Origin of the sequence: Escherichia sp. KS167_9B (assembly GCF_030295215.1) — a bacterium.
Taxonomy (GTDB): Bacteria; Pseudomonadota; Gammaproteobacteria; order Enterobacterales; family Enterobacteriaceae; genus Escherichia; species Escherichia coli_F.
This window is the reverse complement of sequence record NZ_AP025754.1, coordinates 1729420-1752536: the sequence shown is the minus strand read 5'-3', so window position 1 is coordinate 1752536 and position 23117 is coordinate 1729420. Positions and strand designations below refer to the sequence as shown.

Genomic DNA, 23117 nt, shown 5'->3' with positions numbered 1-23117 from the left:
ACCCTATCCATTTTAAAAAACATTATTAAAACTTATAACATAGGTGATTTTTTATAATCTATCTAAATCCAGCTATACAATGACGCGTTGTTTCAGCCAACCGTAGACAAATGACTGGTTGGCTTCTCGCTTCTCTGCCAGCTCCAGATAGAGTTCGCCCTGGGTACAGTTCAGCGCGGTCAGCATCACCAGTTCGCCATCTCTACCACGTTTTGACAGATAGGCGCGTAACGCATTAATGGTACGTGGGCCGATACGCCCGTCTGTGTCCATATCCGGGTACAACTTACCTTGCTGATTGAATACGTTCAGCCAGCGTTGAAGCATTTTGGTTGCAACTGACGGCCCCATGTTCACGCCCGTGTCGCACAACTCTGCAGCAATATCCGGCGACAGAGTTGCCACCTGGTCAAAACGTGGTCCGAACCAGTAATCCGCCTCGAGTATTTCCAGCGCCTGCCCGCGCGTCAGGTCACGCATATAGCCCTGATATCCGTGCGCGCGGGCGATTTTTTCAGTAATGCCCCATTTGGTCGGACCGCCTTTATCATCCGGGTGATTGACGTAACCGCCCTCTTTTCCCAGAACTTCGTCAAAAATTTCATCTTTCGACTTCATATCACCGCCTTCGTAATACAAGGATTTTTGAAACGTTACCGCGTGCGCGTATTACCAGCACGCAGAACAGCAGGTTAAAAAACACCACCAGCCAGTTACCGGGAATAATGGTGCCGCAGAGAAAGGCAAGCGGCGGAAGCGCATATACCGTCATCAGCAGCCAAGCCAGCCATGACATCAGCGGCTTATGTCTGGAGTCACGACGACGATAAAAAAAGAGCGTCAGCACTATAACCGTGCATGACGCCACATTCAGCAATCCGGGAAGGTTACTTAACATTGCCGCCTCCTCCGCCCCTCAGGCGGGAGAACAGGCCGGACACCAGTGATGCGATATCCTGCTGGTGGATGAACGACAGAATCTTTACCGACACCACCGATACCAGCACCGCACACAGCGCATCTGCCGATGTGCCGTCATAACCTGTTTTTGCCGCTATCCAGGCAGACAGCACACGCGCTCCCAGCACGCCGACAATGAACGACACCAGAAAATGCGCCGCCACCCGCCAGGCTGAAAGCGCCTGCGGCATCGTTGCCACAAATAACGCCCCGGCGAACGCACCAAACACAATCCCGAAATCCGTTCCGGTAAACAGCCCGAATACCGTCGCCCCGCCGAGCGCCGCTGCCGTACCGGAACCGGATAAGGGTTCAGACATAAATACCTCTCAAAATCAGCGTGATGGGAGTTTATACCAAGTTATAAAATTATGTGATTAAGTATCTTTTTGTGGTCCCATACAATAATCAGATGAACTACATGTGCTTAAAGAAATTAGTTCGTTAGTAGAGAAGGCCTTTTTAAACTCGGAATCACTCCACACATTCTCCTTATAATAGACCCTTATACTTTCACCAGTAGCATAATAATACTTAGCCATTTCCATCATGGCATCGAAACCTTGTTTATGAGATCCAAAGACATCCACCTTACACATATTGTGAATGGGAAGAGTCACATTATCACGCTTTATACCAATACAAAAAAACTGACTTTCCTTACCCCCGGATGTGTAAACTCCATATGATAAATTATTTATCTGAACATTACTAAAGTACTTATCATAATCACTCATTACGGCATGACTGGCACCAGATAACAATGAAAGAGCAATTAAGGAATATTTTATTTTCCGTTTCATAAAACCTCTTATATACGCTAATAAGTTAATCAACAAATAAAATAATAAACACATCATTTCAATAGCATTATTTTATTATTTCTTTTAACACACCTCTTGCATCATAAAACTCGGGTTCATAATAAGTGGCTCTTTTATTTAAACCATCTCTTCTGACTCCCTTCAGAGCAAAACAAGCACTGATCAGACTTCCAAATGCATTGATTCTTTCTCTAACTGACACAGTTGGTACAACTAATTGAGGTATAACACCTGGATTTACAAACGTGGATCCAGGAACATACCTGGCATTGGTGGTTCCTGGTCCATCAGATACTTGGCTGTTGAATCTGTCATAAGTCAACTCCACAGCCTCAACAATATTCTCACCAGGTATATGTTCCACCGCGACAATCTCGTTCTGCTCCCTCATCATTATCCGCTCAAATCCAGAGAAGGTTATACCGCGCTGGGTTAGATAATTGACTGACGGTTGAATAGGATAAAAAATATTATTTGCTCTGATACGGTAACGATATAACCTACCGTGAAATCCAGAACTTGAATAATATTGTCTGGCTATGTTATATGTTTCAATTAAACTGGTTGTGGTAGCAATAAATGCACTATCCCTACTCCCTGCCGCACATGAGTCCCCTCTTAAATGTTGCTGTAAGTTTCTGTTAAATCCATGGGATCTAAACCCATCACGAAATATTTCCTCTGGCGGGCGAGAATCCACTCTATAAACAAAATCCGTAGCATTCGCATACCATGAGAAAGAAATAAGAAATAATATAAACATTTTCAACACAATATTTCACCTCTTACTTAAAAATAATAACAACGCCTCCATCAAAATAAATGTAAGGAATGATTAAAAGTCAATCAGAGAGTTGCTGTCCTCCATGGTTAGCTGACATCTATTTACTCATTTAATTAATCAGAAACATACCACCATCACATCTCGCGCTAATTAAATAAGAAACACCATGTATCTAACAAAATATTAAAATTAATACGGTCTTTGTTTAACAGGAACAGCCAGAATGTGAAAATATAATCAGAAGTGTATACTACGGACGTATGAATAAAACAAAACCCGCTCGAAGGCGGGTTCTATTAAAGTTCATGCGCAGACTCACCTCGCGATACAGCTTTGCGAAGCGTAGCGAAATTGAAGCAGTTTGTGCGTAAAAAATCAAGCTATTTTTTGAGCAAGTGATTCTCGCATGGGAATGTATAGCGCATACTCAGCAACAGCCAACCAATTAGCAATTCGCTTTTCACATGTGCTAAAACACCACTCTGGGTGTGCATCATTCAGCAATTCAGCCATTTTGCGCTTAGTCATCCCCCGTCCTTCATACCGCTGCTGGAGGATACAAACCAACCCCGGATGATCTGCCAGCACTTCACTAATCACCCGATCAATGCATAGCGCCTCGGCATCAGTACAATGCACCAGCCAGCTCTTTTGCTTGCCATTGATAATTTCTCGCAAAAATGATTCCAGTTCAGGTTTCTCTATTCCCGCTTTTTTCATTCTGAACAGGGCTTCATTGATGGCTGTTTTCGTCAACTTTTTTGACGCCAGCAACTGATTGAACATATTCCCTGACCTACCGCCGCCAATGTACGACCAGCGCCCCCACATACGTAGTTTTCCCTGAATCCAGACACTTTCCAGCGTGTTGAGACGAAGGTGTTCTCCGCTTTTTCCTGTATTCGTTGGGTAAATCATAAATATCCCTCCTTTCTCCAGATTTCTTGTGTGCGAAAAACACCTTCTGCATGCATCAGGCGTAATTCTTCTTTGGTGTAATCGCTGTTTTTTACCCGCCCGTCGATTAAATCGTGGCACGAGCTACAGGCAATCGCTGCCTGCATATCGTGTGGCTTTATCGCTGTTCCGCACGTTCCCGCCAGTCGGTAATGCGCCAGCACAGACGTTTCCGGATCGTGATTGCAGTAGCCAGGAATTCTGACGGTGCACATCTGCCCCCGCGCCGCTTTACGTAAGTCCACCATTACGCAAACTCCAGCAGCTGCGCGGCCACATTTTCGACTTCCTCCGGAGAGGAAAATTTACGGAACAGAATCCAGTTCCACAGCACATTCAGTACAGATTTATAAACCTGCTGAAACTCGGTTTCGTCCATATTCGCAAACGAGATGGATTTCGCCCGACGCCCACGACTACCATCAGGATAAAAATGCTCGGTGTAAAATCCGGCCTGAATGGTTACCCACTCGCGGAAAGCGTCAAATGACTTGAGTAATGCCACATCCCGGGTTCTGCGAGTCGCAACGGTGTTAAGGTATTGCTCTGCGGCATCACTCAGGGCTGGCGTATGTTCCCGACCTACTGATTCGCACAGGTAATCAACGAAACCTGATACCAGTTTTCGTTCGCGAGGCGTGATCGCCCCACCGGCCGGAGTCCAGTAATCGAATCCCAGTTGCAGGAGTTTGAAAAAACGCTTATGGAATGCGTAGTTACGCACACGCTTAAAGTCTGCGTGTATCCACTCGCCTATTTTGATTTGATGCAGAAAATCGCAACTCTCCGGCGTCGCCGGGAGAAGTAAACCAGAAGAAGTTTGTTTGACCAGTTGTATATGCGCCATTGCTATCTCCAATGGCGCTGTAGGTTGCCAGTTGTTCAGGCTGGCTTACGAATTATAACTCATTCCCGAACCACCTTGAAACCGAGCCTTTCCAGGTATTCAATGAATGCCTCGATAGATAAAATTACATGATCATCAGGAATTAACGTTGCGTAGATAACTTCCCCATTCTCAACGCGCACAGCATAGAGGCCATTTTCACTAAAAATTTCACGCAATTCTTCGATTTTCATCAGCAGAATCCTTCCGGATAATTAGCACTCCCCTGTTTGGGGTCCATCCCTCTTCTCCCTGCGCGCTAACTAAGCAATATGATTCTATTTACTCCAAACGGCCCCTCAAGAACCACAACCAAAGGAGTACACAAAAAGCTAATCAACTACGCTGCACAACAAAAAACCCGCCGAAGCGGGTTAAGTGCGGGTGCGTTGAGGATGCCTGACACATCAGAGGTGGCGAGGGATTTCTCCCCCGCCTGGTCTCTTACTCCTCAGGTTCGTAAGCTGTGAAGACAGCGACCTCCGTCTGGCCGGTTCGGATTCGTACCTCGCAGAGGTCTTTCCTTGTTACCAGTGCCGTCACTATGACGGTTAAACAGATGACGATCAGGGCGATTAGCATCGCCTTTTGCTGCTTCATAGCCTGCTTCTCCTTGACCTTTCGGTCCGTAAGAGGCAATCTATATGTGACGAGCATATAGGGGCCTCACTTTGTACTGACCCCAAAAAGTTGGACAGTTAAACACGAGGCAGATAGCCTCAAGCACCCGCAGCAATTCTACTTAACTCTGCCGTTACAGCAAACCGTTTTCGCCCGATATGGGAATTCCCATATCGGAATGAATTCAGTTCACCTGGCGAGGCTTAGCGTACAATTTTTTCCGTTTTGTGAGCTGCCCCTACATGCCGCTGGCGCGGCATCCGGAAAAAGAATCCACGTCCTGAAGGACGTGGAGGATGTCAAGTGCCTTTCCTGGTCCAGCCATATTTTTTGAATGCAGGCGCCGCTTCATCGGTTTGTAGCCATTCTGCAAATCGACGGGTTTCATCATTTGCATCCTGACGTACTGTAATGTTCATATCACGCCATATCACGTAGTCTGGCGCTATTTCCACGACATCACCAATTTCTGGATTACTGGCTGCCCAGTCAGCCCAGGTTATCCAGACATCTGCTTCAGGCTGATTCTCAAGAGCCTTACGTGCAGTTCCGCTGTTGGGCGCATATAAAATAATATTTTTTCGGATTGCGGCGACAGTTTCTATATTCCCTTTACGTCCGGCAATATCTTCCCAGACGCCAGTGCCTGATGTATTACTGGTACCACCACCATCATTAACAATTACGCCAATCCCGGGTCTGGTCAGGTCGTCAATACTCCGGATATTTTTAGGATTACCTTTCTTTACCAATAAAATACTTTTTCGCAGATAAAGAGGCTGAATATCTTTTTCACTGAAGCTGTCTTTATGGTCCCGAATGATAGCCAGAGCAGATTGTTCTGATGCGCCAAACAAGATATCTGCATTTTTTTTGGCATCTTCATTCCATTTGTTCTGTGGGCCGTAATGAACGTTCACTATAATACCTGTTTTTTCGGCATAAAGTTTGGCTGCATCAAGCAAGGCTGTATGCGGGCCACCAGGACCATACAGATTGATATCAGCATAAGCAGCAGAAGACAGGAATATTAAAAAACCTGCCATTATGTTCCTCATAAAAAACTCCTTTTATTGGTTATCATGAAATAAAGTTATAAACACTACAAATAATATATATTACATCCAGATAAACTTATCCGACTTTACCTCGTGCATAGTTTGTTATTTAAAGTTAACAAAATAAGGAAAATTATACGCATATTGAAGAGTATAAACCTTACATGTTGATTACATTTTTGTAATCAACATCCTGTTTGGAATAGCCAGCCTTTAATGGATAACTATTTCTGACAATGCAATGAGTATAATCAAGTCCATCTTCCACTGAGAATTAGAGGCGGCATGCTTTTTCCGGCTCTTGCCGGATATCCGTAATTGTCCATAATCTGCAGATTTATACCTTCAGCATGACCTGTCAGCGAAAATTTGTCCGGTGTTTCTACGGGAATGACATCAAAAGTTACACGCACTCGCGTTACCGTGTAGACCTACTTTCCTGCACTTGCAAGATCACAGTGGTGTAACCGTAACAGGAATTTATTCTCTGGACCGGCAGTAAATCCCTGAGTGGCGTGGTTCCCATATCAATTTCCCGCCAGGCAGCCTCCATTGCCAGCGTACAGGCTGGAGCCATGACCTGCCCTTTAAATCTGGCCCGACCATCCCACCGGACGTGTTCTTCTCCCCTGAACTTAGGTACAGTCATCTCCAGTGGCACAAAAGTGTCAGCGCCATGATTTTTGACCGTTATCGCGCTACGGATATTTTGTTGACTGGTGAAAATCACCCCGCAGAATCAGGCTTATTCCCTTAACCCGGGCTTTCATCCTGACCGCCGCCTCACTACGGCCAATCAGACTGCCGATGCATTTTACCTTCATTGTTAGTATCATGATTTCAGGCCTGCACCATCCACTCATTGCCCGGACTTCCGACAAATCCCGGCAACCATATCCCGGTGCTTGTTCAGCTCCCGCAGCGCGGCGCAGACTCGCTCCCACTTCTGGACATGATTCTTCGCCCTACGCAGTTCGCGATTTGCCATATGCAGCGATGGCAAAATCAAATCATCTTCTCGCGTTGCAGTAAACGATGGCAGCGACTGCACAATGTCCGCCACAGTTTCTGTTTTAATATCTTCCTGTGTTGCATCTTTCTGTACCGGTAACGCAACACCGGCTGGCTGAGGAAAGGCTTTACCATCGGTTTCCGCTACCGATTCAACTTTCGGCTCTGCTGGTAAATTATCACCTGGTATGCAGTAACGAAATTTACCGTTCTGGTTTACGCGAATCAGACGACCTTTGCTGATTGCCATTGCCAGCGTTGAAGCAACTTTGCGGGATGTTGTACCGAACAGCGTAGCCAGTTCATCCGCCGTTTGTGGTCCGCGTTGTTCAATCGTCGCGGTTAAATCGCACTCTGAGATTTTCGCTACTGTTGCCGTGGTGGTTTCTTACGGCTGTTCTTCTGGCGCTGGCTGTTCCTGCTGAACGTTGTTATCAGCCACACGCCAGGTGTACGCGCTTTTATCAACAAAACCAGCCTTTTTCAGTTCCCACAGCTCGTTCAGCACTTCTTCACGACTGATATCAAGTCGCGCAGCCAGCTCTACCGACGAGGCTTTTCCCATCGCTTTCAGTGCGTCAAAAACAGTCTCCATTAAAATTTCCTCCCGGTAAAAATTACTTCTCAACTCAAACAAAACCAGCCGTTTTCCGGCGTTCATACTCCTGTTTCAGCAACTCAATTGGCGTTGGTCCCGACGGGCGTTTTGGTGCCGCCAGCTGTCGCCGGACTGGCGGAATGCTCAGGCCGTTACCAACATGCTTTGCCCATTTCGTCAGTTGCCGTTCTGCAAGCCGTTTTAACTCCCCTTCGGTCATCTGGCGCTCAATCCCCTTTGAACGCATCTCGAGGCAAATGTGATACAGCACAGGCTGAGACCACGGGTATTTATCGCTTCCGTCGTATCGCCAGGACTCGTTGCGCCAGCGGCGGTACTCCTCCATCACAGCATCCACCGTCAGACCGAATGGATTGGCTCCGCTTTCCGAAATCAGCGCCACAAACTCAGCCAGGTCCGGAGGCCATGTTTCACCCGCCCGGCAGCGGTCCATGCACTGGCGGCAGACCTGCCGGATTTGCTGCTCAGTCATCGCGCCAATCTGTGCAATCCAGAGCTTCGATGGTGCGGCCCCGTTCTTCCGGGTCCAGCGGTTCGAATAAACCTCCCCCATGAGTTCCCACAGCTTCCACGCCGTTTCCGTCGCTGATAAATCCGTTTTCACGTTCCCACTGCTCACGTGCTGCCCGAATTTCCTGAACTGCCCGTGATGCGGTGCCACCTGGTGCTGCTGCATAGTTTGCCCCCTTGCTGACTGGTTTAACCTGCGCCCTGACGTGATTTACGTGACGGGCGAATTTCTGCTCCCACTGAACCTGCGTGAAAACTTTCCCCTCCGCTGCCCAGTAGTCCCGGAAGGCGGCAAGTTCAGCTGGTGTCAATTCCGGCTCTGGCAGAGCCATCCCCCACAACGCAGCCCGTCGTCGAAAATCCCGTGACGGATGCCAGTCATCGGTCATCGGAAATTTTCCGATGGGTTCGCTCAGGCCGTACAGATATTCGGGCTCCGTTGTCTGCGATGGCGCACAATTCGACTCACTGGTCGGAGCACTCTCGCGCACGCGCGCGTTATGTGTGGGGTTTATATATCTGTTATCTGTTATCTGGATACCGCATGACAAAGCGTTAGCCTTATCCTTAGGCTTATCCTCAGGCAAAGGGATTGCCTTATCGAATGCCATCCCCAAAGCTTCAGAAACCCCGTAGGACGCCGCTCTCAGCGATTCCCTTGCCTCCCATTTGAGAGGGCAATCAGGAATTAAAGCAAATGCCTTTGCCCAGGATTTAATGACATTTATCGAGTTTGGCGGATTGTGTTTCGCAGCATTCGGGAGCCAAAAAACTCTGGCTTTGATATCTGCTTTCACCATGCCAAGATTCATGGCTTCGCCTAAGGCTAAGTCAAAGGCTTCGATATCCCACCCCAACTCTTCAGCCATTGCTGCCCGCCCGGCTTTAAACAACCCAGGAATAATCCCGGTAAATGGACTGGTCAGCAGATAAATAAACAAACTCTGTCCACTTGGAGGCAGAGGAGATAACGCCCTAAATTTGGGATCATCCCATATCGTTATTTTTACCTTGCGATAAGGCTCATTGTTTGCCTTAGTTTTTGGCATGGGATTTGGCATGTTTTTAGCCTTAACCATAATTGCCTCATCTGGTGTCGAACCTTCCTCCGGATATAATCTGTGATTCCCCAAGCAACAGAACCAAAGGAGGTTCGACATGTCTTTAATGGCTGTTTGCCAAAAAATTAAAAATCACATGCGCACTGTGTACAAAATTAACCAGCACGACCACGACATGGTTAACCTGGTAACATGCAGGGCTATAGTTCTCACCCGCTTCCACCTGATTCTTACAAATCACTCACGGGATTCTCTCCTGAGCCCCAGTAGCTATGATTCGCTGGCGAGATTGCTATACCAGGCAAGTGAAAAACGTATTACTGATCCCTTATCTGTTTCCCCTGTCCTTGCTCTTCACATTCTGGAAGACGCTCTCTATGACCCCCATCAGGAATGCGACTATCAATTTCTTGAAGCTGAGAAATCAATGAGAGAATGGTTCGTTGAATATCGCGAACGGCAGCAAAAGTTATCCTCAGAGTATTCAGAACTTCCGCAACTTCGCTGGAGTGATCTTCCGAACGAATTATTTGCTCTGACCCCAGAAAATTAATTCTTGGGGATAAATCGTCCATAACTGAACGCAGGCTAAGTTCTGCGCTCTGAAGCTTCCGAACCGAAGTTTCTGTACCCCAACCCGCAATTTCTGCATTTTTTGCAAGTTTCAGGATCCAGTCTCGTAGTTCGCCGGGAGTAAGATTTCCAGCATTGATAAACGGTTTGATTTTCATTGTTAGTTACCCTATTCACTTAATGAACAACAACAGAATCGCCGGACGAACCGCCGCCGCTGAAATGTGCTTTCCGGTAAACGGCCTGGACTGCATCATCATGCGCATCAATTGCCGTACTCAACGCTTCCTGCGCCGCCAGTAATGCACGGCGTTCCAGGGTATCGAAGATGCAGAGTCGGTGACGCAGCTCGCGCGGAAGAATTGCCAGAACCGCAGGGATCAGTTTCTGAATTTTTTCCCTTTGCGCTTTCGTTTCACCTTTCAACCAACGGTGATAGATATTCTGCTGATTGTTCCAGTCCTTGCCTGGTACCAGGGGCAATTCGCCGCCCCCCTGGCGCAGATATTCTTCAGTAATTGCATTGGCTACCCATGCCTGCCCTTTTTCAGCGGCCAGGGCTAACAGCACTGATTCAATGTGCTCATGCCTGATTTTCATGAATCAACTCCTGTGCATTTTGTGTGTTAGCTTTACATCCAACAGGTAAACCATCGGTCGGATTCGGGTAGATATCAGGCCGAAGTTCATGAGGTGTAACCTCGAAATTCGTAGCCTCCGCGATACGCAATACCTTTTCGGGGCTTAACTGACTACGGCCAGTAGCTACGAGGCTAATCATCGATTGCGAACAACCAGCGAGTACGGCCAAACAAGACTGTCGTACACGATTTTTTTTCAAATATTCATCTAATGTCATAAGGGTCACCTTAGTAATGCCTGTCAAAATATTAACTATATTAATTTAAATTATCAATACCTATATCAGTTTGAGTTTATGAGTTGTGTTCATAAGATGGTGGTATGAGAAGAAAACGCGAAGAAATCGCATCGCCAGAAGCTACGCAGCGTCTGCGCGCAGTCTGGGATGCCAAAAAAAGAGAGCTCAAACTGACTCAGGAGCTTGCTGCTGAGCTAATGGGCTTTGAGACTCAATCCACAGTTAGCCACTATCTCAACGGAAAGGCTCCACTAAACACTGATGCAGCATTAAAATTCGCTGTATTACTAAGAGTTAAGCCTGAAGAGTTGAGGCCTGATTTAGCTGATCTGATGAATTACGTCCGTTCCTCAGGAACTTATGACGAAAGTTTCGAAGGCGAAGGTTGGCGGATGGTTAACAAGCAACAAGCTGATTTACTGGATCTTTTTGAAATCCTTCCCGAATCAGAAAAAGCAAAACTAATCGAAAGGCTTAAAGGTCAAAATGAACTCTACAAAGAAGCGTTTGAAAAGATGCTGGCAGCTCAGAAACGCATGAAGAAATAGCTCCCGTAACCTCGTAACTAAACCGCCATTTTTGGCGGTTTTTTTGTCCCCTCAGCTCCCTCACCTTACTTTTTTATCAAAAAAAACACTAAAAATTTCATTACGATAGTACATTTTTATCAACAAAATGCATATTTGTGTTGATTACTCATATGAATATAACTAATATTATTGCAGAAGCAGCACGGCGCTGTAGGTTTTAGTTCCGCCACCCGGCGTTAAGGGGAGATATAAGATGACATTTACTCAGGGTATTGACCCGCTAGAAACTAATAATGCTGTATTTTGTCTGGCGTATGAATTGTCTGTACAGGCATCAACAATGGCAAAGGAAAGAGAGCTAACTCCAAGGCAGGCACGTCTCGCACTGGAACTCGCCAGCCGGGTATCAGTAGCAAAAAAAATCGCACCAGCCGTAATGGCACAAAACCTGGCTGATGCAATTACAGATCTCAGGTCACTACAACCATACAATTATCATGTCGAAGAGGCATTAGAAAAATTAATCGCTGCTGCCGACGCCATCGTTGATGAACTGTAATAATTGATATGCGGGAGAATTTCTATTCCTGAGAGATGCATTTTTCACGCCCGGGCAACGCCCCGCAATTGCCAGATTCAGTTTTTCACGCTGCTCTGGCGTAAGAAGTTTAACAAGTTCTTCAAGAACAAGCGCGGTAGCCTCTAATCTGGCGGAAAGATAATCAATATTTTTGTGTTGAGATTGAATAGGCATAAGCAATTCCTTACTGGTTGTGTGAGAACTCCAGTATACCACCGAGCCTGAAGTGGTAAAAAGACAGGCATACAACACGAAGGCGCACTTCCGATATTCATAAAGAGTCTGTCTTGTCTGTGAAATTTAAATGGTGGGAGTGCGCCTCCGGTTGTAAATAACGACATTGCTGTGTGTAGTCTTGGCGGCATCATTTTTTTTCTTGAAGTTCGGCTGATGTCCGCCCTTTTTAAAGTGAATTTTGTGATGCGGTGAATGCGGCTAAGCGCACGCGGAACAGTTAAAAGCATCTGTGTTATGGGTGGATTATCCGGCGTTAATTGTTAACTGGTTAACGTCACCTGGAGGCACCAGGCATCGCATCGACAAAATTCACTTCGGTGATGAAAGGTGAGAGAAAATGTTGAATGTAGCTATTGAAAACCAGAACGGGTGGAATTATAGTGCACCTGCACCTTATAAAACGGGTGCCGGGCGTGGAAACCCGATGATGATTACCGCGCATAACCGCGCTCAGGCGGTTTTTTTATGCGTAATGCACAGCCACATTCAGATTATGGTGGGGCGTGCAGGGCAGCCGCAAAGCTGGCCGGTTTCGGTAGTCGCCGGTATTTCCACCCCTGTACGTCTCACCACCCTTATGGTCGTGGAAAACCTTGGTGGTGAGTTATTTAAACTGACTATCGAGGCTGTCATTATGACTACTATCCCTACCCTTTCTCACCCTGACGTAACCATCGAAAACGGTCGCGCTGTAACTACATCCATTGCGATCGCAGAGTTTTTTGGCAAGCAACATCATCATGTTGTCCAAAAAATAGAATCCCTCGAATGCTCTGAATATTTTTTAACCAGCAACTTTTCGCGGGTTAAATTCGAACATCGCGGCAATTCCTATAATGCCTACCAGATCACCAAAAACGGCTTCGTTTTCCTGGTGATGGGCTTCACTGGCAAAAAAGCCGCTGCATTCAAAGAGGCCTACATCGCTGAGTTCGACCGCATGGAAGCAGAACTACGCCAGAATAATACCACTCCCACAAACAAAATCATTCCGGGCGATGGGCGCACTCTGGTTGTTCGCTTCGACAAATTCGGCAACGTCGAATTCACTGAAACCGTTCCTGATGACGCTCTCGTCTGTACCCTAGACACTTTCCGCCTTTATCTGGAGAAACAGGGCTGGACTCTTGTAAACCGAAGCGCAATTAAAAACATGACCGTCGAGCAGTTGCTGAGTATTAAATAGTTTTCTGGAATTTTCTTAATACGACAAATTTATTAAGGAGATAATTATGATTGCTCATCACTTCGGAACCGATGAAATACCACGCCAGTGCGTGACTCCTGGCGATTATGTTCTTCATGAAGGCCGGACATATATTGCCTCGGCAAACAATATTAAAAAGCGAAAACTTTATATTCGTAGCCTAACTACAAAAACATGCATTACTGACTGCATGATTAAAGTCTTCCTCGGTCGTGATGGTTTACCTGTAAAGGCGGAGTCATGGTGACGACTAAGAAAATAAAATGTGCTTACCACCTTTGCAAAAAAGACGTTGAAGAAAGCAAAACTATAGAAAGAATGCTTCACTTCATGCACGGGACTTTATCAAAAGACGAACCGAGAAAATATTGCAGTGAAGCTTGTGCCGAAAAAGACCAGATGGCACACGAACTTTAATTAATTGACTATTCGAAACTGAATTTATGCCAGAAATGGCAGGGATTCGCTCAACCTTAATTCAGGAGAAAAACATGATTACCAATTATGAAACCACTGTTGTAACTACCGATGACATTGTTCACGAGGTGAATCTGGAAGGAAAGCGCATTGGCTACGTAATTAAAACAAAAAATAAAGAAACCCCATTCACTGTGGTTGATATCGATGGTCCATCAGGCAACGTAAAAACACTTGATGAAGGTGTCACAAAAATGTGCCTGGTTCACATCGGAAAGAATCTGCCCGCAGAAAAAAAAGCCGGATTTCTGGCAACTCTGATTGCAATGAAATTAAACGGTGAAATCTGAAAGAAATAGCCTGCGTATGGCGCAGGCTATGAACAGTGTGTATCCGGCAAGATCATTCACTGAACAAAACGAATTTTAATCTGAGTTGAGGTTAAAAAACAATGAGCACAAAACCACTCTTCCTTTTACGGAAAGCGAAAAAATCATCCGGTGAGCCTGACGTCGTCCTGTGGGCAAGCGACGATTTTGAATCAACCTGTGCCACTCTGGACTACCTGATCGTTAAGTCAGGTAAAAAACTGAGCAACTATTTTAAAGCTGTTGCCACGAATTTTCCTGTCGTTAATGACCTGCCCCCTGAAGGTGAGATCGATTTTACCTGGAGTGAACGCTATCAACTCAGCAAAGACTCCATGACCTGGGAACTAAAACCGGGAGCAGCACCAGACGACGTTCACCACCAGGATAATGCTCAGGAAACCAAAGAACTGGCGGGAGGCCTGGAAGAAAACGCGCAGGCAGACGCCCACGGGGATTGCCAGGATTGCGAAGTCTCTGTAGCCACTTTGCGGTTCACACAGCGTCTTCTGCACATTTTTACGTATGCGGCCGGGGATCGGAAATACCTGCATCATGCCACCCGTAAACAACGCGAACACATTACCGCTCTTGAGATGGATCAGGAAAACAGCTATGTCCAGAATCTGCTGTTGGCCATACGCGGCATGGCAGAACCGACAACTCTGGATAATGCCGCCCTGCTCCGCCTGACTGATGCAATTAAGGCAGTTTTCTCTATCACGAAAAAACATCAGCCCTATGAATTTAAGAATTTCATTTCAGCCTGGCTGGACACCGAACACATTGATCGCGGTCTTCTAACAAAAGAATGGCGAAAAGGGAATCGTGTTTCACGCATCACTCGCACAGATTCCGGTGCTAATGCAGGCGGCGGGAACCTTACCGATCGCGGCGAAGGTTTCGTTCATGATCAGGCGTCGCTGGCCCGCGACGTAGCCACTGGCATTCTGGCCCGTTCAATGGACGTGGACATCTATAACCTTCATCCGGCACACGCTAAACGCATTGAGGAAATTATCGCTGAAAATAAACCGCCCTTTTCTGTTTTCCGCGACAAATTCATCACCATGCCTGGCGGGCTGGATTATTCCCGCGCCATCGTGGTTGCGTCCGTGAAAGAAGCACCAATTGGGATCGAGGTCATCCCCGCGCACGTCACTGAATATCTGAACAAAGTACTGACTGAAACTGATCATGCCAACCCTGATCCGGAAATCGTGGATATTGCCTGCGGTCGTTCCTCTGCCCCGATGCCGCAGCGTGTAACAGAAGAAGAAAAACAGGATGATGAAGAAAAACCGCAACCATATTGCGCAATGGCAGATGAACAGGCAACGGCTGAAACAGTGGAACCGGATGCAACTGAACATCATCAGGACACGCAGCCGCTGGATGCTCAGTCACAGGTAAATTCTGTTGATGAAAAATATCAGAAACTGCGGGCAGAACTCCATGAAACACGGAAAAACATTCCGCCCAAAAATCCTGTCGATGCAGACAAATTACTGGCTGCTTCGCGTGGTGAGTTCGTTGAAGGGATTAGCGACCCGAACGATCCGAAATGGGTAAAGGGGATCCAGACTCGCGACTCTGTGTACCAGAACCAGCCAGAAACGGAACAAAACACGCCAGAAACTGTAAAAACCAGCCCGGATGTGAAACAACCTGAACCAGTAGTGCAACAGAAACCGGAAATAGTCTGCAATGCCTGCGGTCAGACTGGCGGGGATAACTGCCCTGACTGTGGTGCGGTGATGGGCGACGCAACATACCAGGAAACATTCGATGAAGAGAATCAGGTTGAAGCTAAGGAAAATGATCCGGAGGAAATGGAAGGCGCTGAACATCCGCACAAGGAGAACGCTGGCAACCATCCGCATCACGATTGCAGTGATGAAACTGGTGAAGCGTCAGCTCATGTAGCAACTGAAATCATGTGGCCGTCATATTTCGAGCCTGGCCGCTATGAAAACCTCCCGAACGAGGTTTATCACTCCGCCAACGGAATAAGCAGCACAATGCTGAAGGATGCCCGCATCAGTCTGATGTATTACCACGGGCGGCACATTGCCGGAACTATTCCGAACGAGGAAAGTGATGCATTGCTGCGTGGGCGGATCATTCACAGCTATGTTCTGGAAACGGATAAATTCGCTGATGAATATGCCATTCCGGTACCGGTTCCTGAATATGTGGTTACTACTTCTAACGAACTGATCACCATCATTAAAAAACACAATGCCAGTCTGCCATCACTGATGACACCAGAGCAGATGAAAGAGTGGATCGAAAGCTACAACAGCACTCTTATACAGCCACTGTCAGTAAGCGCTGGGGCCGAAGAAACAGGCATCCTTTACGGTTCGCTTCCGGAGGAATTTCGGCGTATTCCTGAGGGGGAAAAACACACAGCATCAGCAATGAAAGCCTGTATTAAAGAATACAACGCAAGCCTCCCTCCTCTGCTGAAAACCAGTGGAACACGGGAGCAGCTTCTGGAGCAAATTGAAACTGTAGATCCAGAACTGGCAAAAAAAGAACGTGCTAAATCGTTGCCTTACAACATCAGTGGCACAAAAGAGCAATTAACCGAAATCGCCCGGAAAATTCGCCCGAAACTGGTAACACTGGAGGACTGGCAAAAACGCCAGCAAGAAGAAAATGCAGGAAAAACGTTTATCAGTCCAGATATGTATGAACAGGCAAAAAATATTCACGCGGCACTGCAAAACAATACTGACGCGGCAAGACTACTCAACCACCCGGATCGCAAATCTGAAATCAGCTATTTCGGGTTTGATGAAGAAACCGGGCTGGAAATCAGGGTCCGTCCTGATATCGAAATCCGGCTGCAATACGAAAGCATTTGCGCCGACGTGAAGTCAGTCAGCCTCGGTTATGTGCGACAGGAACGACTGAAAGATCGCCTGCACCGTGAAATTATTGAGCGTGATTATCACCTCAGCGCCGCAATGTATTGTGATGTGGCAAACCTGGACAAATTTTTCTGGATCTTCGTCAACAAAGATGTTGGCTATCACTGGGTGGCAGTCGTGGAAGCCTCGCAGGAACTCCTGGAACTTGGTCGACAGGAATATCGCCGGACGCTACGCCAGATAAACGAAGCCCTAGAGACAAACAACTGGCCAGCACCGATTACCGAAAGTTATACCGACGAATTAAACGACTTTGATCTTCGTCGTCTTGAAGCACTGCATCTGGCTTAATGGAGAACCTGACCATGCAAAATACCAATATCATCACGACAGAGCAGACACCAAATACCATTTCTGCCAGTAACACTATTTTTAACGTTCAGGCGTTGACGCAACTTCAGGAAGTAGCCGGGTTGATGTCACAGGCCACCGTCACAGTTCCCGATCACCTTCGAGGAAAACCTGCCGACTGCATGGCAATCATCATGCAAGCCATGCAATGGGGCATGAACCCCTACGCTGTGGCTCAGAAAACACACCTGGTAAACGGAGTTCTGGGTTATGAAGCACAACTTGTTAACGCTGTGATCTCTAGCTCAAGTGCAATTGTAGGCCGCTTCCATTACAAGTACGAGGGAGACTGGGAGAAATGCTCTCGCACCCGAGTGGAGACCGTTAAGAAAACGGCCAAAGGAGGCGGAATCTATGAGAAAAAAGAAACGATCCCATGTTGGACCAGTGAAGATGAGTATGGTCTATCAGTTCGAGTTGGTGCAGTTCTTCGCGGTGAAAGTGAGATTACCTGGGGAGAACCGGTGTTTCTTTCCAGCGTGATTACGCGTAATTCTCCTTTATGGACCTCAAACCCGAAACAACAGCTCGCCTATCTGGCGTTGAAATACTGGGCTCGCCTTTATTGTCCTGACGTCATCCTGGGCGTGTATACCCCGGACGAACTGGAAGAGCCACAGGAAAAAATCATCAATCCTGTGCCGGTACAGAATTATAGAGAGGTAAGCGAGCAGCGAACAGAAACCATCGAACAGCGTATTGACGAAGCGTGGATTGATGAATTCCGGCAGCGTGTCGAAAGCGCGGCCACGACTGAGGAAACCACTGCATTACGCCAAGAGATAGAGGATCAGAAAAACCAGATCGGCGAATTCTTTGCCGAGCTTAAAGGAAAAGTGGTTCGGCGTCATCACCGTCTCAATGCTATTGCCAGTATCGAGAAGATGATAAATGACCTGCCTTCATCAGGTGATCCAGAAGCAGAACAAAAATTTACTGCTCTGGAAAATACGCTGAATGCTGCTCGACCACATCTGGGTGAATTATATGAGGCGTATAAAACGACACTGACAGATATGAAACCAAAATATATCGACTCCTAATATTGACTTTGGCGGTGTAGCCTCACCGCCATCACAAAATTTTATCATATGAGAGAAAAGACAATGCGGTATGAAAAAGTCAAACCATGTCCGTTTTGTGGTTGTCCATCAGTAACGGTTAAAGCTATTTCAGGATATTACCGAGCGAAGTGTAACGGATGCGAATCCCGAACCGGTTATGGTGGAAGTGAAAAAGAAGCACTCGAAAGATGGAATAAACGAACCACTGGAAATGATAATGGAGGTGTTCATGTATAAAATTACCGCCACTATTGAAAAGGAAGGTGGCACTCCTACTAACTGGACAAGATATTCAAAATCTAAACTAACGAAATCAGAATGCGAAAAAATGCTCTCAGGTAAAAAAGAAGCAGGCGTTTCCAGAGAGCAGAAAGTAAAACTGATAAATTTTAATTGCGAGAAACTTCTGTCCTCGTGAGTTGCATTGTATTCAAATTAAAACTTCATAGCTGATTATTAATAATCAACGTCGGGCGTCAATTTCAGTCTAATATTGTCGCCCGCCAGAGGTGATGCGATGGCACAAGTGATTTTTAATGAAGAGTGGATGGTTGAATACGGTCTGATGCTTCGTACTGGTCTGGGGGCCAGACAAATTGAAGCATACCGTCAGAATTGCTGGGTGGAAGGCTTTCACTTCAAACGAGTATCTCCTTTAGGTAAGCCAGACAGCAAGCGAGGGATTATCTGGTACAACTATCCAAAGATAAATCAGTTTATCAAAGACTCATGATATGTCTAAATTACCAACAGGTGTCGAGATTCGAGGTAAATACATTCGCATCTGGTTCATGTTTCGAGGAAAACGATGTCGGGAAACATTGAAAGGCTGGGAGGTTACTAACAGTAACATTAAAAAGGCCGGGAATTTAAGAGCGTTGATAGTTCATGAAATCAACTCCGGTGAATTTGAGTATTTAAGACGTTTTCCCCAGTCCAGCACTGGGGCAAAAATGGTGACAACGAGGGTCATAAAAACGTTCGGGGAGCTTTGTGATATCTGGACAAAAATTAAAGAGACAGAGTTAACAACAAACACAATGAAGAAAACGAAATCACAATTAAAAACACTCAGAATAATAATTTGTGAGAGTACCCCGATATCACATATTCGTTATAGCGATATCTTAAACTACCGAAATGAACTGCTGCATGGAGAAACGCTTTACCTGGATAATCCAAGATCCAACAAAAAAGGAAGAACCGTGCGCACAGTTGATAACTATATCGCCCTGCTCTGTTCGTTGTTACGTTTTGCGTATCAGTCGGGATTTATATCAACCAAACCATTTGAAGGAGTAAAAAAATTACAGCGAAACAAAATAAAGCCTGACCCGTTATCTAAAACAGAATTCAATGCATTAATGGAAAGTGAAAAAGGACAGAGCCAAAACTTGTGGAAATTTGCCGTTTACTCCGGGCTTCGTCACGGGGAACTGGCAGCTCTGGCGTGGGAGGATGTGGATTTCGAGAAAGGAATTGTGAATGTCAGAAGAAACCTGACGATACTTGATATGTTCGGTCCCCCAAAAACAAATGCCGGGATCCGGACGGTAACATTACTGCAGCCGGCTCTTGAAGCACTGAAGGAGCAATACAAACTGACCGGGCATCATCGCAAAATCGAAATCACTTTTTATCATCGGGAGTACGGCAGAACCGAAAAGCAAAAACTGCATTTTGTTTTCATGCCCAGGGTGTGTAACGGAAAACAGAAACCTTATTACTCGGTAAGCAGTTTGGGTGCGAGATGGAATGCAGCAGTAAAACGTGCTGGTATTCGCCGCCGTAATCCGTACCATACGCGACATACTTTTGCCTGCTGGCTGTTGACGGCAGGAGCGAACCCGGCATTTATAGCCAGCCAGATGGGGCATGAAACTGCGCAAATGGTGTATGAAATTTACGGTATGTGGATTGATGACATGAACGACGAACAGGTAGCTATGTTGAATGCGCGGTTATCGTAGTTGCAAAGTTTGCCCCCAATTTGCCCCATTTAGTACCAGAGAACTGAAATAATGCAAGAAAATCAAAAGAATACGAAGAAAGAACAATACAACCTGAACAAATTACAAAAACGTCTGCGTCGTAACGTGGGCGAAGCCATTGCTGACTTCAATATGATTGAAGAAGGCGATCGCATCATGGTTTGCCTCTCCGGGGGTAAAGACAGCTATACCATGCTGGAGATTCTGCGCAATTTGCAGCAAAGCGCTCCAATCAATTTTTCGCTGGTGGCTGTTAACCTCGATCAAAAGCAACCGGGCTTCCCGGAACACGTTCTGCCCGAGTATCTTGAAAAGCTGGGCATTGAGTACAAGATTGTGGAAGAGAACACTTACGGTATCGTGAAAGAGAAGATTCCGGAGGGCAAAACCACTTGCTCACTGTGTTCTCGTCTTCGTCGCGGAATTCTTTACCGTACCGCAACGGAACTGGGAGCGACGAAGATCGCGCTGGGTCACCATCGTGACGATATCCTGCAAACGCTGTTCTTAAATATGTTCTATGGCGGCAAGATGAAAGGTATGCCACCGAAACTGATGAGCGATGATGGCAAACATATTGTGATTCGTCCGCTGGCCTACTGTCGCGAGAAAGATATTCAACGCTTTGCCGATGCAAAAGCGTTCCCGATTATTCCGTGCAACCTGTGCGGTTCACAGCCTAACCTGCAACGTCAGGTGATTGCTGACATGTTGCGTGACTGGGATAAACGTTATCCGGGGCGTATCGAGACGATGTTCAGCGCGATGCAGAATGTGGTGCCGTCGCATCTGTGCGATACCAACCTGTTCGATTTCAAAGGCATTACCCACGGTTCTGAAGTGGTTAACGGGGGTGATCTGGCGTTTGATCGCGAAGAGATCCCTCTACAACCGGCGGGTTGGCAGCCTGAAGAAGATGAAAATCAGTTGGATGAGTTACGACTGAATGTGGTTGAAGTGAAATAACCCGGATAGCGCCCGATGCGCAAGCTTATCGGGCTACTCTTATGGAGGCCGGATAAGACGCGGCCAGCGTCGCATCCGGCAATCCCGAAGAAGATGTTTACTCTTGCACCCTGCGATTCAACATTTCATTATTTTAATAACCGCACCCGGCACGTTTTTCCTTTAATCTTCCCGCCCTGTAACTGTTTCCATGCTTTATGAGCAACAGCCTGACGCACCGCAACATAGACATGCGCCGGATGCACGGCGATTTTGCCAATATCTGCGCCATCAAGCCCGATATCTCCTGTCAGCGCACCTAATACATCACCCGGGCGCATTTTGGCTTTTTTCCCGCCATCGATACACAACGTTGCCATTTCTGCTTCCAGCGGCACAATGGAACTATTAACTGGCGGCGTTTGCCAGTTAAGTTTTATCTGCAACATGTCAGAAATGATATTGGCCCGCTGTGCTTCTTCCGGGGCACAGAAACTGATCGCCAGACCGCTATTTCCTGCACGCGCTGTACGACCGATGCGATGTACATGAACTTCAGGATCCCACGCCAGTTCAAAGTTCACTACCAGCTCAAGCGATTTAATATCAAGACCACGCGCAGCAACATCCGTCGCGACCAGCACACGAGCGCTACCGTTAGCAAAACGTACCAGGGTCTGATCGCGGTCACGTTGCTCCAGATCGCCATGTAACGACAATGCACTTTGCCCTATGTCATTCAGCGCGTCGCAGACAGCCTGACAATCTTTTTTGGTATTGCAAAACACCACGCAAGAGGATGGCTGATGCAAACTTAATAACCGTTGCAACAGCGGAATTTTGCCTTTGCTGGATGTCTCATAAAATTGTTGTTCAATGGGAGGCAGAGCATCTGTTGAGTCAATTTCAATCGCCAATGGATCGCGTTGAACTCGTCCGCTGATTGCGGTGATGGCTTCCGGCCAGGTTGCCGAAAACAGAAGCGTCTGTCGAGATGCTGGCGCAAAACGGATAACATCATCAATGGCATCGCTAAATCCCATATCCAGCATGCGATCGGCTTCATCCATCACCAGCATATTCAACGCATCCAGTGATACCGTGCCTTTTTGCAGATGGTCCAGCAAACGACCTGGGGTTGCCACGATAATATGCGGCGCATGTTGCAACGAATCACGCTGCATACCGAACGGTTGACCACCGCACAAAGTCAAAATTTTGGTATTTGGCAGAAAACGCGCCAGCCGACGCAATTCACCTGCCACCTGATCCGCCAGTTCACGCGTAGGACACAGCACTAAAGCCTGGGTCTGAAATAGCGACGCATCAATTTTCTGTAGCAGCCCGAGGCCAAAAGCCGCCGTTTTGCCGCTGCCGGTTTTCGCCTGCACGCGAACATCTTTTCCGGCAAGGATCGCCGGAAGCGCGGCGGCCTGCACCGGCGTCATAGTTAAATAACCCAACTCATTAAGGTTCGTGAGTTGGGCGGGAGGCAAAACATTCAGGGTAGAAAAAGCGGTCACAATCTGTTCTCGTGGTCATCGACGCAAAAATTAGCAAGCGCGTATCCTCGCAGATCTACGCTCACGATGCGACAATTTAATCGGTTCTTCATCGGGTGGTGGGTCAGGCATGGGTTGCGGGCGAGGGATTGGATCGGGCACTGGAACAGGATCGCCAGGAATCGGTTCAGGGACAGGAATTTGCAAATAAATGAGTGTCGTCATATTTCCCTCCGGTCATT

At 46.8% G+C, this 23117-nt stretch carries 32 protein-coding genes and 3 pseudogenes; 13 read left to right on the top strand and 22 right to left on the bottom strand.

The features are described 5' to 3' along the window. Nucleotides 1–72: 72 nt before the first annotated feature. From QUE34_RS08870 to QUE34_RS08780, 19 genes and pseudogenes are all read right to left on the bottom strand, one after another. Nucleotides 73–618 (bottom strand): glycoside hydrolase family 108 protein, encoded by a 546-nt coding sequence (locus QUE34_RS08870; RefSeq protein ID WP_000836752.1) that lies wholly within the window; start codon nt 616–618, stop codon nt 73–75. 1 nt (nt 619) lies between these two features. After that, a complete protein-coding gene (locus QUE34_RS08865; protein WP_001355273.1) occupies nt 620–898 on the bottom strand; it encodes a phage holin family protein in 279 nt (92 codons plus the stop codon). Beyond that, nucleotides 888–1280 carry a putative holin gene (locus QUE34_RS08860; protein WP_001294583.1) on the bottom strand — a complete coding sequence of 131 codons (393 nt, stop codon included), beginning with the start codon at nt 1278–1280 and terminating at the stop codon, nt 888–890. The genes QUE34_RS08865 and QUE34_RS08860 overlap by 11 nt, the downstream gene beginning before the upstream one ends. A 57-nt stretch (nt 1281–1337) precedes the next feature. Continuing rightward, nucleotides 1338–1763, bottom strand: a complete 426-nt coding sequence (locus QUE34_RS08855; protein WP_042966602.1) for a subtilase family AB5 toxin binding subunit — start codon at nt 1761–1763, stop codon at nt 1338–1340. 67 nt (nt 1764–1830) lie between these two features. Beyond that, nucleotides 1831–2556 (bottom strand): scabin-related ADP-ribosyltransferase, encoded by a 726-nt coding sequence (locus QUE34_RS08850; RefSeq protein WP_001355271.1) that lies wholly within the window; start codon nt 2554–2556, stop codon nt 1831–1833. 387 nt (nt 2557–2943) lie between these two features. After that, the gene (locus QUE34_RS08845) at nt 2944–3486 is read right to left on the bottom strand and encodes a DUF1133 family protein (protein WP_000640112.1); all 543 of its coding nucleotides are present in this window, start codon (nt 3484–3486) and stop codon (nt 2944–2946) included. After that, nucleotides 3483–3773, bottom strand: coding sequence for a DUF1364 domain-containing protein (locus QUE34_RS08840; protein ID WP_000228027.1), 291 nt, complete (start codon nt 3771–3773; stop codon nt 3483–3485). Before QUE34_RS08840 ends, QUE34_RS08845 begins: the two co-directional genes overlap by 4 nt. Next, nucleotides 3773–4372 carry a DUF1367 family protein gene (locus QUE34_RS08835; RefSeq protein WP_000940302.1) on the bottom strand — a complete coding sequence of 200 codons (600 nt, stop codon included), beginning with the start codon at nt 4370–4372 and terminating at the stop codon, nt 3773–3775. The genes QUE34_RS08840 and QUE34_RS08835 overlap by 1 nt, the downstream gene beginning before the upstream one ends. Before the next feature lie 155 nt (nt 4373–4527). After that, nucleotides 4528–4605: pseudogene (locus QUE34_RS08830) on the bottom strand (hypothetical protein); the annotation flags it as partial. 250 nt (nt 4606–4855) lie between these two features. Further along, nucleotides 4856–5011, bottom strand: a complete 156-nt coding sequence (hokD, locus tag QUE34_RS08825; protein WP_000813254.1) for a type I toxin-antitoxin system toxin HokD — start codon at nt 5009–5011, stop codon at nt 4856–4858. A gap of 320 nt (nt 5012–5331) precedes the next feature. Then, nucleotides 5332–6090: an AcfC family adhesin Paa gene (gene paa, locus QUE34_RS08820; RefSeq protein WP_001815900.1), complete on the bottom strand. Its 759-nt coding sequence runs from the start codon at nt 6088–6090 to the stop codon at nt 5332–5334. Between the two features lie 160 nt (nt 6091–6250). Then, nucleotides 6251–6784 (bottom strand): annotated as a pseudogene (locus QUE34_RS08815) (fimbrial protein). A gap of 4 nt (nt 6785–6788) precedes the next feature. Beyond that, nucleotides 6789–6953, bottom strand: a complete 165-nt coding sequence (locus QUE34_RS08810) for a hypothetical protein (RefSeq protein ID WP_122368318.1) — start codon at nt 6951–6953, stop codon at nt 6789–6791. Further along, nucleotides 6950–7696 (bottom strand): annotated as a pseudogene (locus tag QUE34_RS08805) (DUF1627 domain-containing protein). The gene QUE34_RS08810 and the pseudogene QUE34_RS08805 overlap by 4 nt, the downstream one beginning before the upstream one ends. A gap of 34 nt (nt 7697–7730) precedes the next feature. Further along, nucleotides 7731–8192, bottom strand: coding sequence for a replication protein P (locus tag QUE34_RS08800; protein ID WP_000139472.1), 462 nt, complete (start codon nt 8190–8192; stop codon nt 7731–7733). Further along, nucleotides 8185–9099 (bottom strand): DnaT-like ssDNA-binding domain-containing protein, encoded by a 915-nt coding sequence (locus tag QUE34_RS08795; RefSeq protein ID WP_042970652.1) that lies wholly within the window; start codon nt 9097–9099, stop codon nt 8185–8187. Before QUE34_RS08795 ends, QUE34_RS08800 begins: the two co-directional genes overlap by 8 nt. 509 nt (nt 9100–9608) lie before the next feature. Then, complete coding sequence (locus QUE34_RS08790; protein WP_000695003.1) at nt 9609–10022, bottom strand: hypothetical protein; 414 nt, start codon at nt 10020–10022, stop codon at nt 9609–9611. A gap of 19 nt (nt 10023–10041) precedes the next feature. Continuing rightward, a complete protein-coding gene (locus tag QUE34_RS08785; protein ID WP_000702028.1) occupies nt 10042–10464 on the bottom strand; it encodes a toxin YdaT family protein in 423 nt (140 codons plus the stop codon). Then, the gene (locus QUE34_RS08780; RefSeq protein WP_000171142.1) at nt 10448–10723 is read right to left on the bottom strand and encodes a transcriptional regulator; all 276 of its coding nucleotides are present in this window, start codon (nt 10721–10723) and stop codon (nt 10448–10450) included. Before QUE34_RS08780 ends, QUE34_RS08785 begins: the two co-directional genes overlap by 17 nt. Nucleotides 10724–10827: 104 nt before the next feature. Here QUE34_RS08780 and QUE34_RS08775 point away from each other — a divergent pair, with 104 nt between their 5' ends. Then, complete coding sequence (locus QUE34_RS08775; RefSeq protein ID WP_001253183.1) at nt 10828–11292, top strand: helix-turn-helix domain-containing protein; 465 nt, start codon at nt 10828–10830, stop codon at nt 11290–11292. Nucleotides 11293–11527: 235 nt separating this feature from the next. Beyond that, a complete protein-coding gene (locus tag QUE34_RS08770) occupies nt 11528–11833 on the top strand; it encodes a hypothetical protein (protein WP_000144718.1) in 306 nt (101 codons plus the stop codon). On the opposite strand, the gene QUE34_RS08765 is transcribed toward QUE34_RS08770, so the two are convergent. Beyond that, nucleotides 11795–12028, bottom strand: coding sequence for a hypothetical protein (locus QUE34_RS08765; RefSeq protein WP_001559054.1), 234 nt, complete (start codon nt 12026–12028; stop codon nt 11795–11797). The two genes, QUE34_RS08770 and QUE34_RS08765, sit on opposite strands and share 39 nt — an antisense overlap. 400 nt (nt 12029–12428) lie before the next feature. Between QUE34_RS08765 and QUE34_RS08760 the strand changes: the two genes are divergently transcribed. The 11 genes from QUE34_RS08760 to ttcA all read left to right on the top strand — a co-directional run bounded on the left by QUE34_RS08760 (nt 12429) and on the right by ttcA (nt 21394). Next, nucleotides 12429–13277 carry a Rha family phage regulatory protein gene (locus tag QUE34_RS08760; RefSeq protein ID WP_000935601.1) on the top strand — a complete coding sequence of 283 codons (849 nt, stop codon included), beginning with the start codon at nt 12429–12431 and terminating at the stop codon, nt 13275–13277. A 46-nt stretch (nt 13278–13323) separates the two neighbouring features. Continuing rightward, nucleotides 13324–13545: a killing protein KilR gene (gene kilR, locus QUE34_RS08755; RefSeq protein WP_000560228.1), complete on the top strand. Its 222-nt coding sequence runs from the start codon at nt 13324–13326 to the stop codon at nt 13543–13545. Then, nucleotides 13539–13715: a YdaE family protein gene (locus QUE34_RS08750; RefSeq protein ID WP_000258918.1), complete on the top strand. Its 177-nt coding sequence runs from the start codon at nt 13539–13541 to the stop codon at nt 13713–13715. Before kilR ends, QUE34_RS08750 begins: the two co-directional genes overlap by 7 nt. Before the next feature lie 74 nt (nt 13716–13789). Continuing rightward, nucleotides 13790–14065: a hypothetical protein gene (locus QUE34_RS08745; RefSeq protein WP_001358843.1), complete on the top strand. Its 276-nt coding sequence runs from the start codon at nt 13790–13792 to the stop codon at nt 14063–14065. A gap of 101 nt (nt 14066–14166) precedes the next feature. Next, a complete protein-coding gene (gene recE / locus QUE34_RS08740; protein WP_042966157.1) occupies nt 14167–17313 on the top strand; it encodes an exodeoxyribonuclease VIII in 3147 nt (1048 codons plus the stop codon). 14 nt (nt 17314–17327) lie between these two features. Continuing rightward, nucleotides 17328–18416 carry a RecT family recombinase gene (locus QUE34_RS08735; protein ID WP_042966158.1) on the top strand — a complete coding sequence of 363 codons (1089 nt, stop codon included), beginning with the start codon at nt 17328–17330 and terminating at the stop codon, nt 18414–18416. 63 nt (nt 18417–18479) lie between these two features. Further along, entirely contained in the window at nt 18480–18674 is a 195-nt protein-coding gene (gene ralR, locus QUE34_RS08730; protein WP_042966159.1) for a type I toxin-antitoxin system endodeoxyribonuclease toxin RalR, read from the top strand. Continuing rightward, nucleotides 18667–18855: a DUF1187 family protein gene (locus QUE34_RS08725; protein ID WP_001356607.1), complete on the top strand. Its 189-nt coding sequence runs from the start codon at nt 18667–18669 to the stop codon at nt 18853–18855. The genes ralR and QUE34_RS08725 overlap by 8 nt, the downstream gene beginning before the upstream one ends. 99 nt (nt 18856–18954) lie before the next feature. After that, nucleotides 18955–19170 carry an excisionase XisR gene (xisR, locus tag QUE34_RS08720; RefSeq protein WP_000079604.1) on the top strand — a complete coding sequence of 72 codons (216 nt, stop codon included), beginning with the start codon at nt 18955–18957 and terminating at the stop codon, nt 19168–19170. A gap of 1 nt (nt 19171) precedes the next feature. Continuing rightward, nucleotides 19172–20407: a tyrosine-type recombinase/integrase gene (locus QUE34_RS08715; RefSeq protein ID WP_072034645.1), complete on the top strand. Its 1236-nt coding sequence runs from the start codon at nt 19172–19174 to the stop codon at nt 20405–20407. Nucleotides 20408–20458: 51 nt separating this feature from the next. Further along, a complete protein-coding gene (gene ttcA, locus QUE34_RS08710; protein WP_105268606.1) occupies nt 20459–21394 on the top strand; it encodes a tRNA 2-thiocytidine(32) synthetase TtcA in 936 nt (311 codons plus the stop codon). 128 nt (nt 21395–21522) lie between these two features. Here ttcA and dbpA read toward each other — a convergent pair whose 3' ends face one another. Together dbpA and ynaL are read right to left on the bottom strand one after the other, a co-directional pair. Beyond that, entirely contained in the window at nt 21523–22896 is a 1374-nt protein-coding gene (gene dbpA / locus QUE34_RS08705) for an ATP-dependent RNA helicase DbpA (protein WP_000123713.1), read from the bottom strand. A 30-nt stretch (nt 22897–22926) separates the two neighbouring features. After that, entirely contained in the window at nt 22927–23100 is a 174-nt protein-coding gene (ynaL, locus tag QUE34_RS08700) for a proline-rich small protein YnaL (protein ID WP_001296046.1), read from the bottom strand. Between the last annotated feature and the right edge of the window lie 17 nt (nt 23101–23117).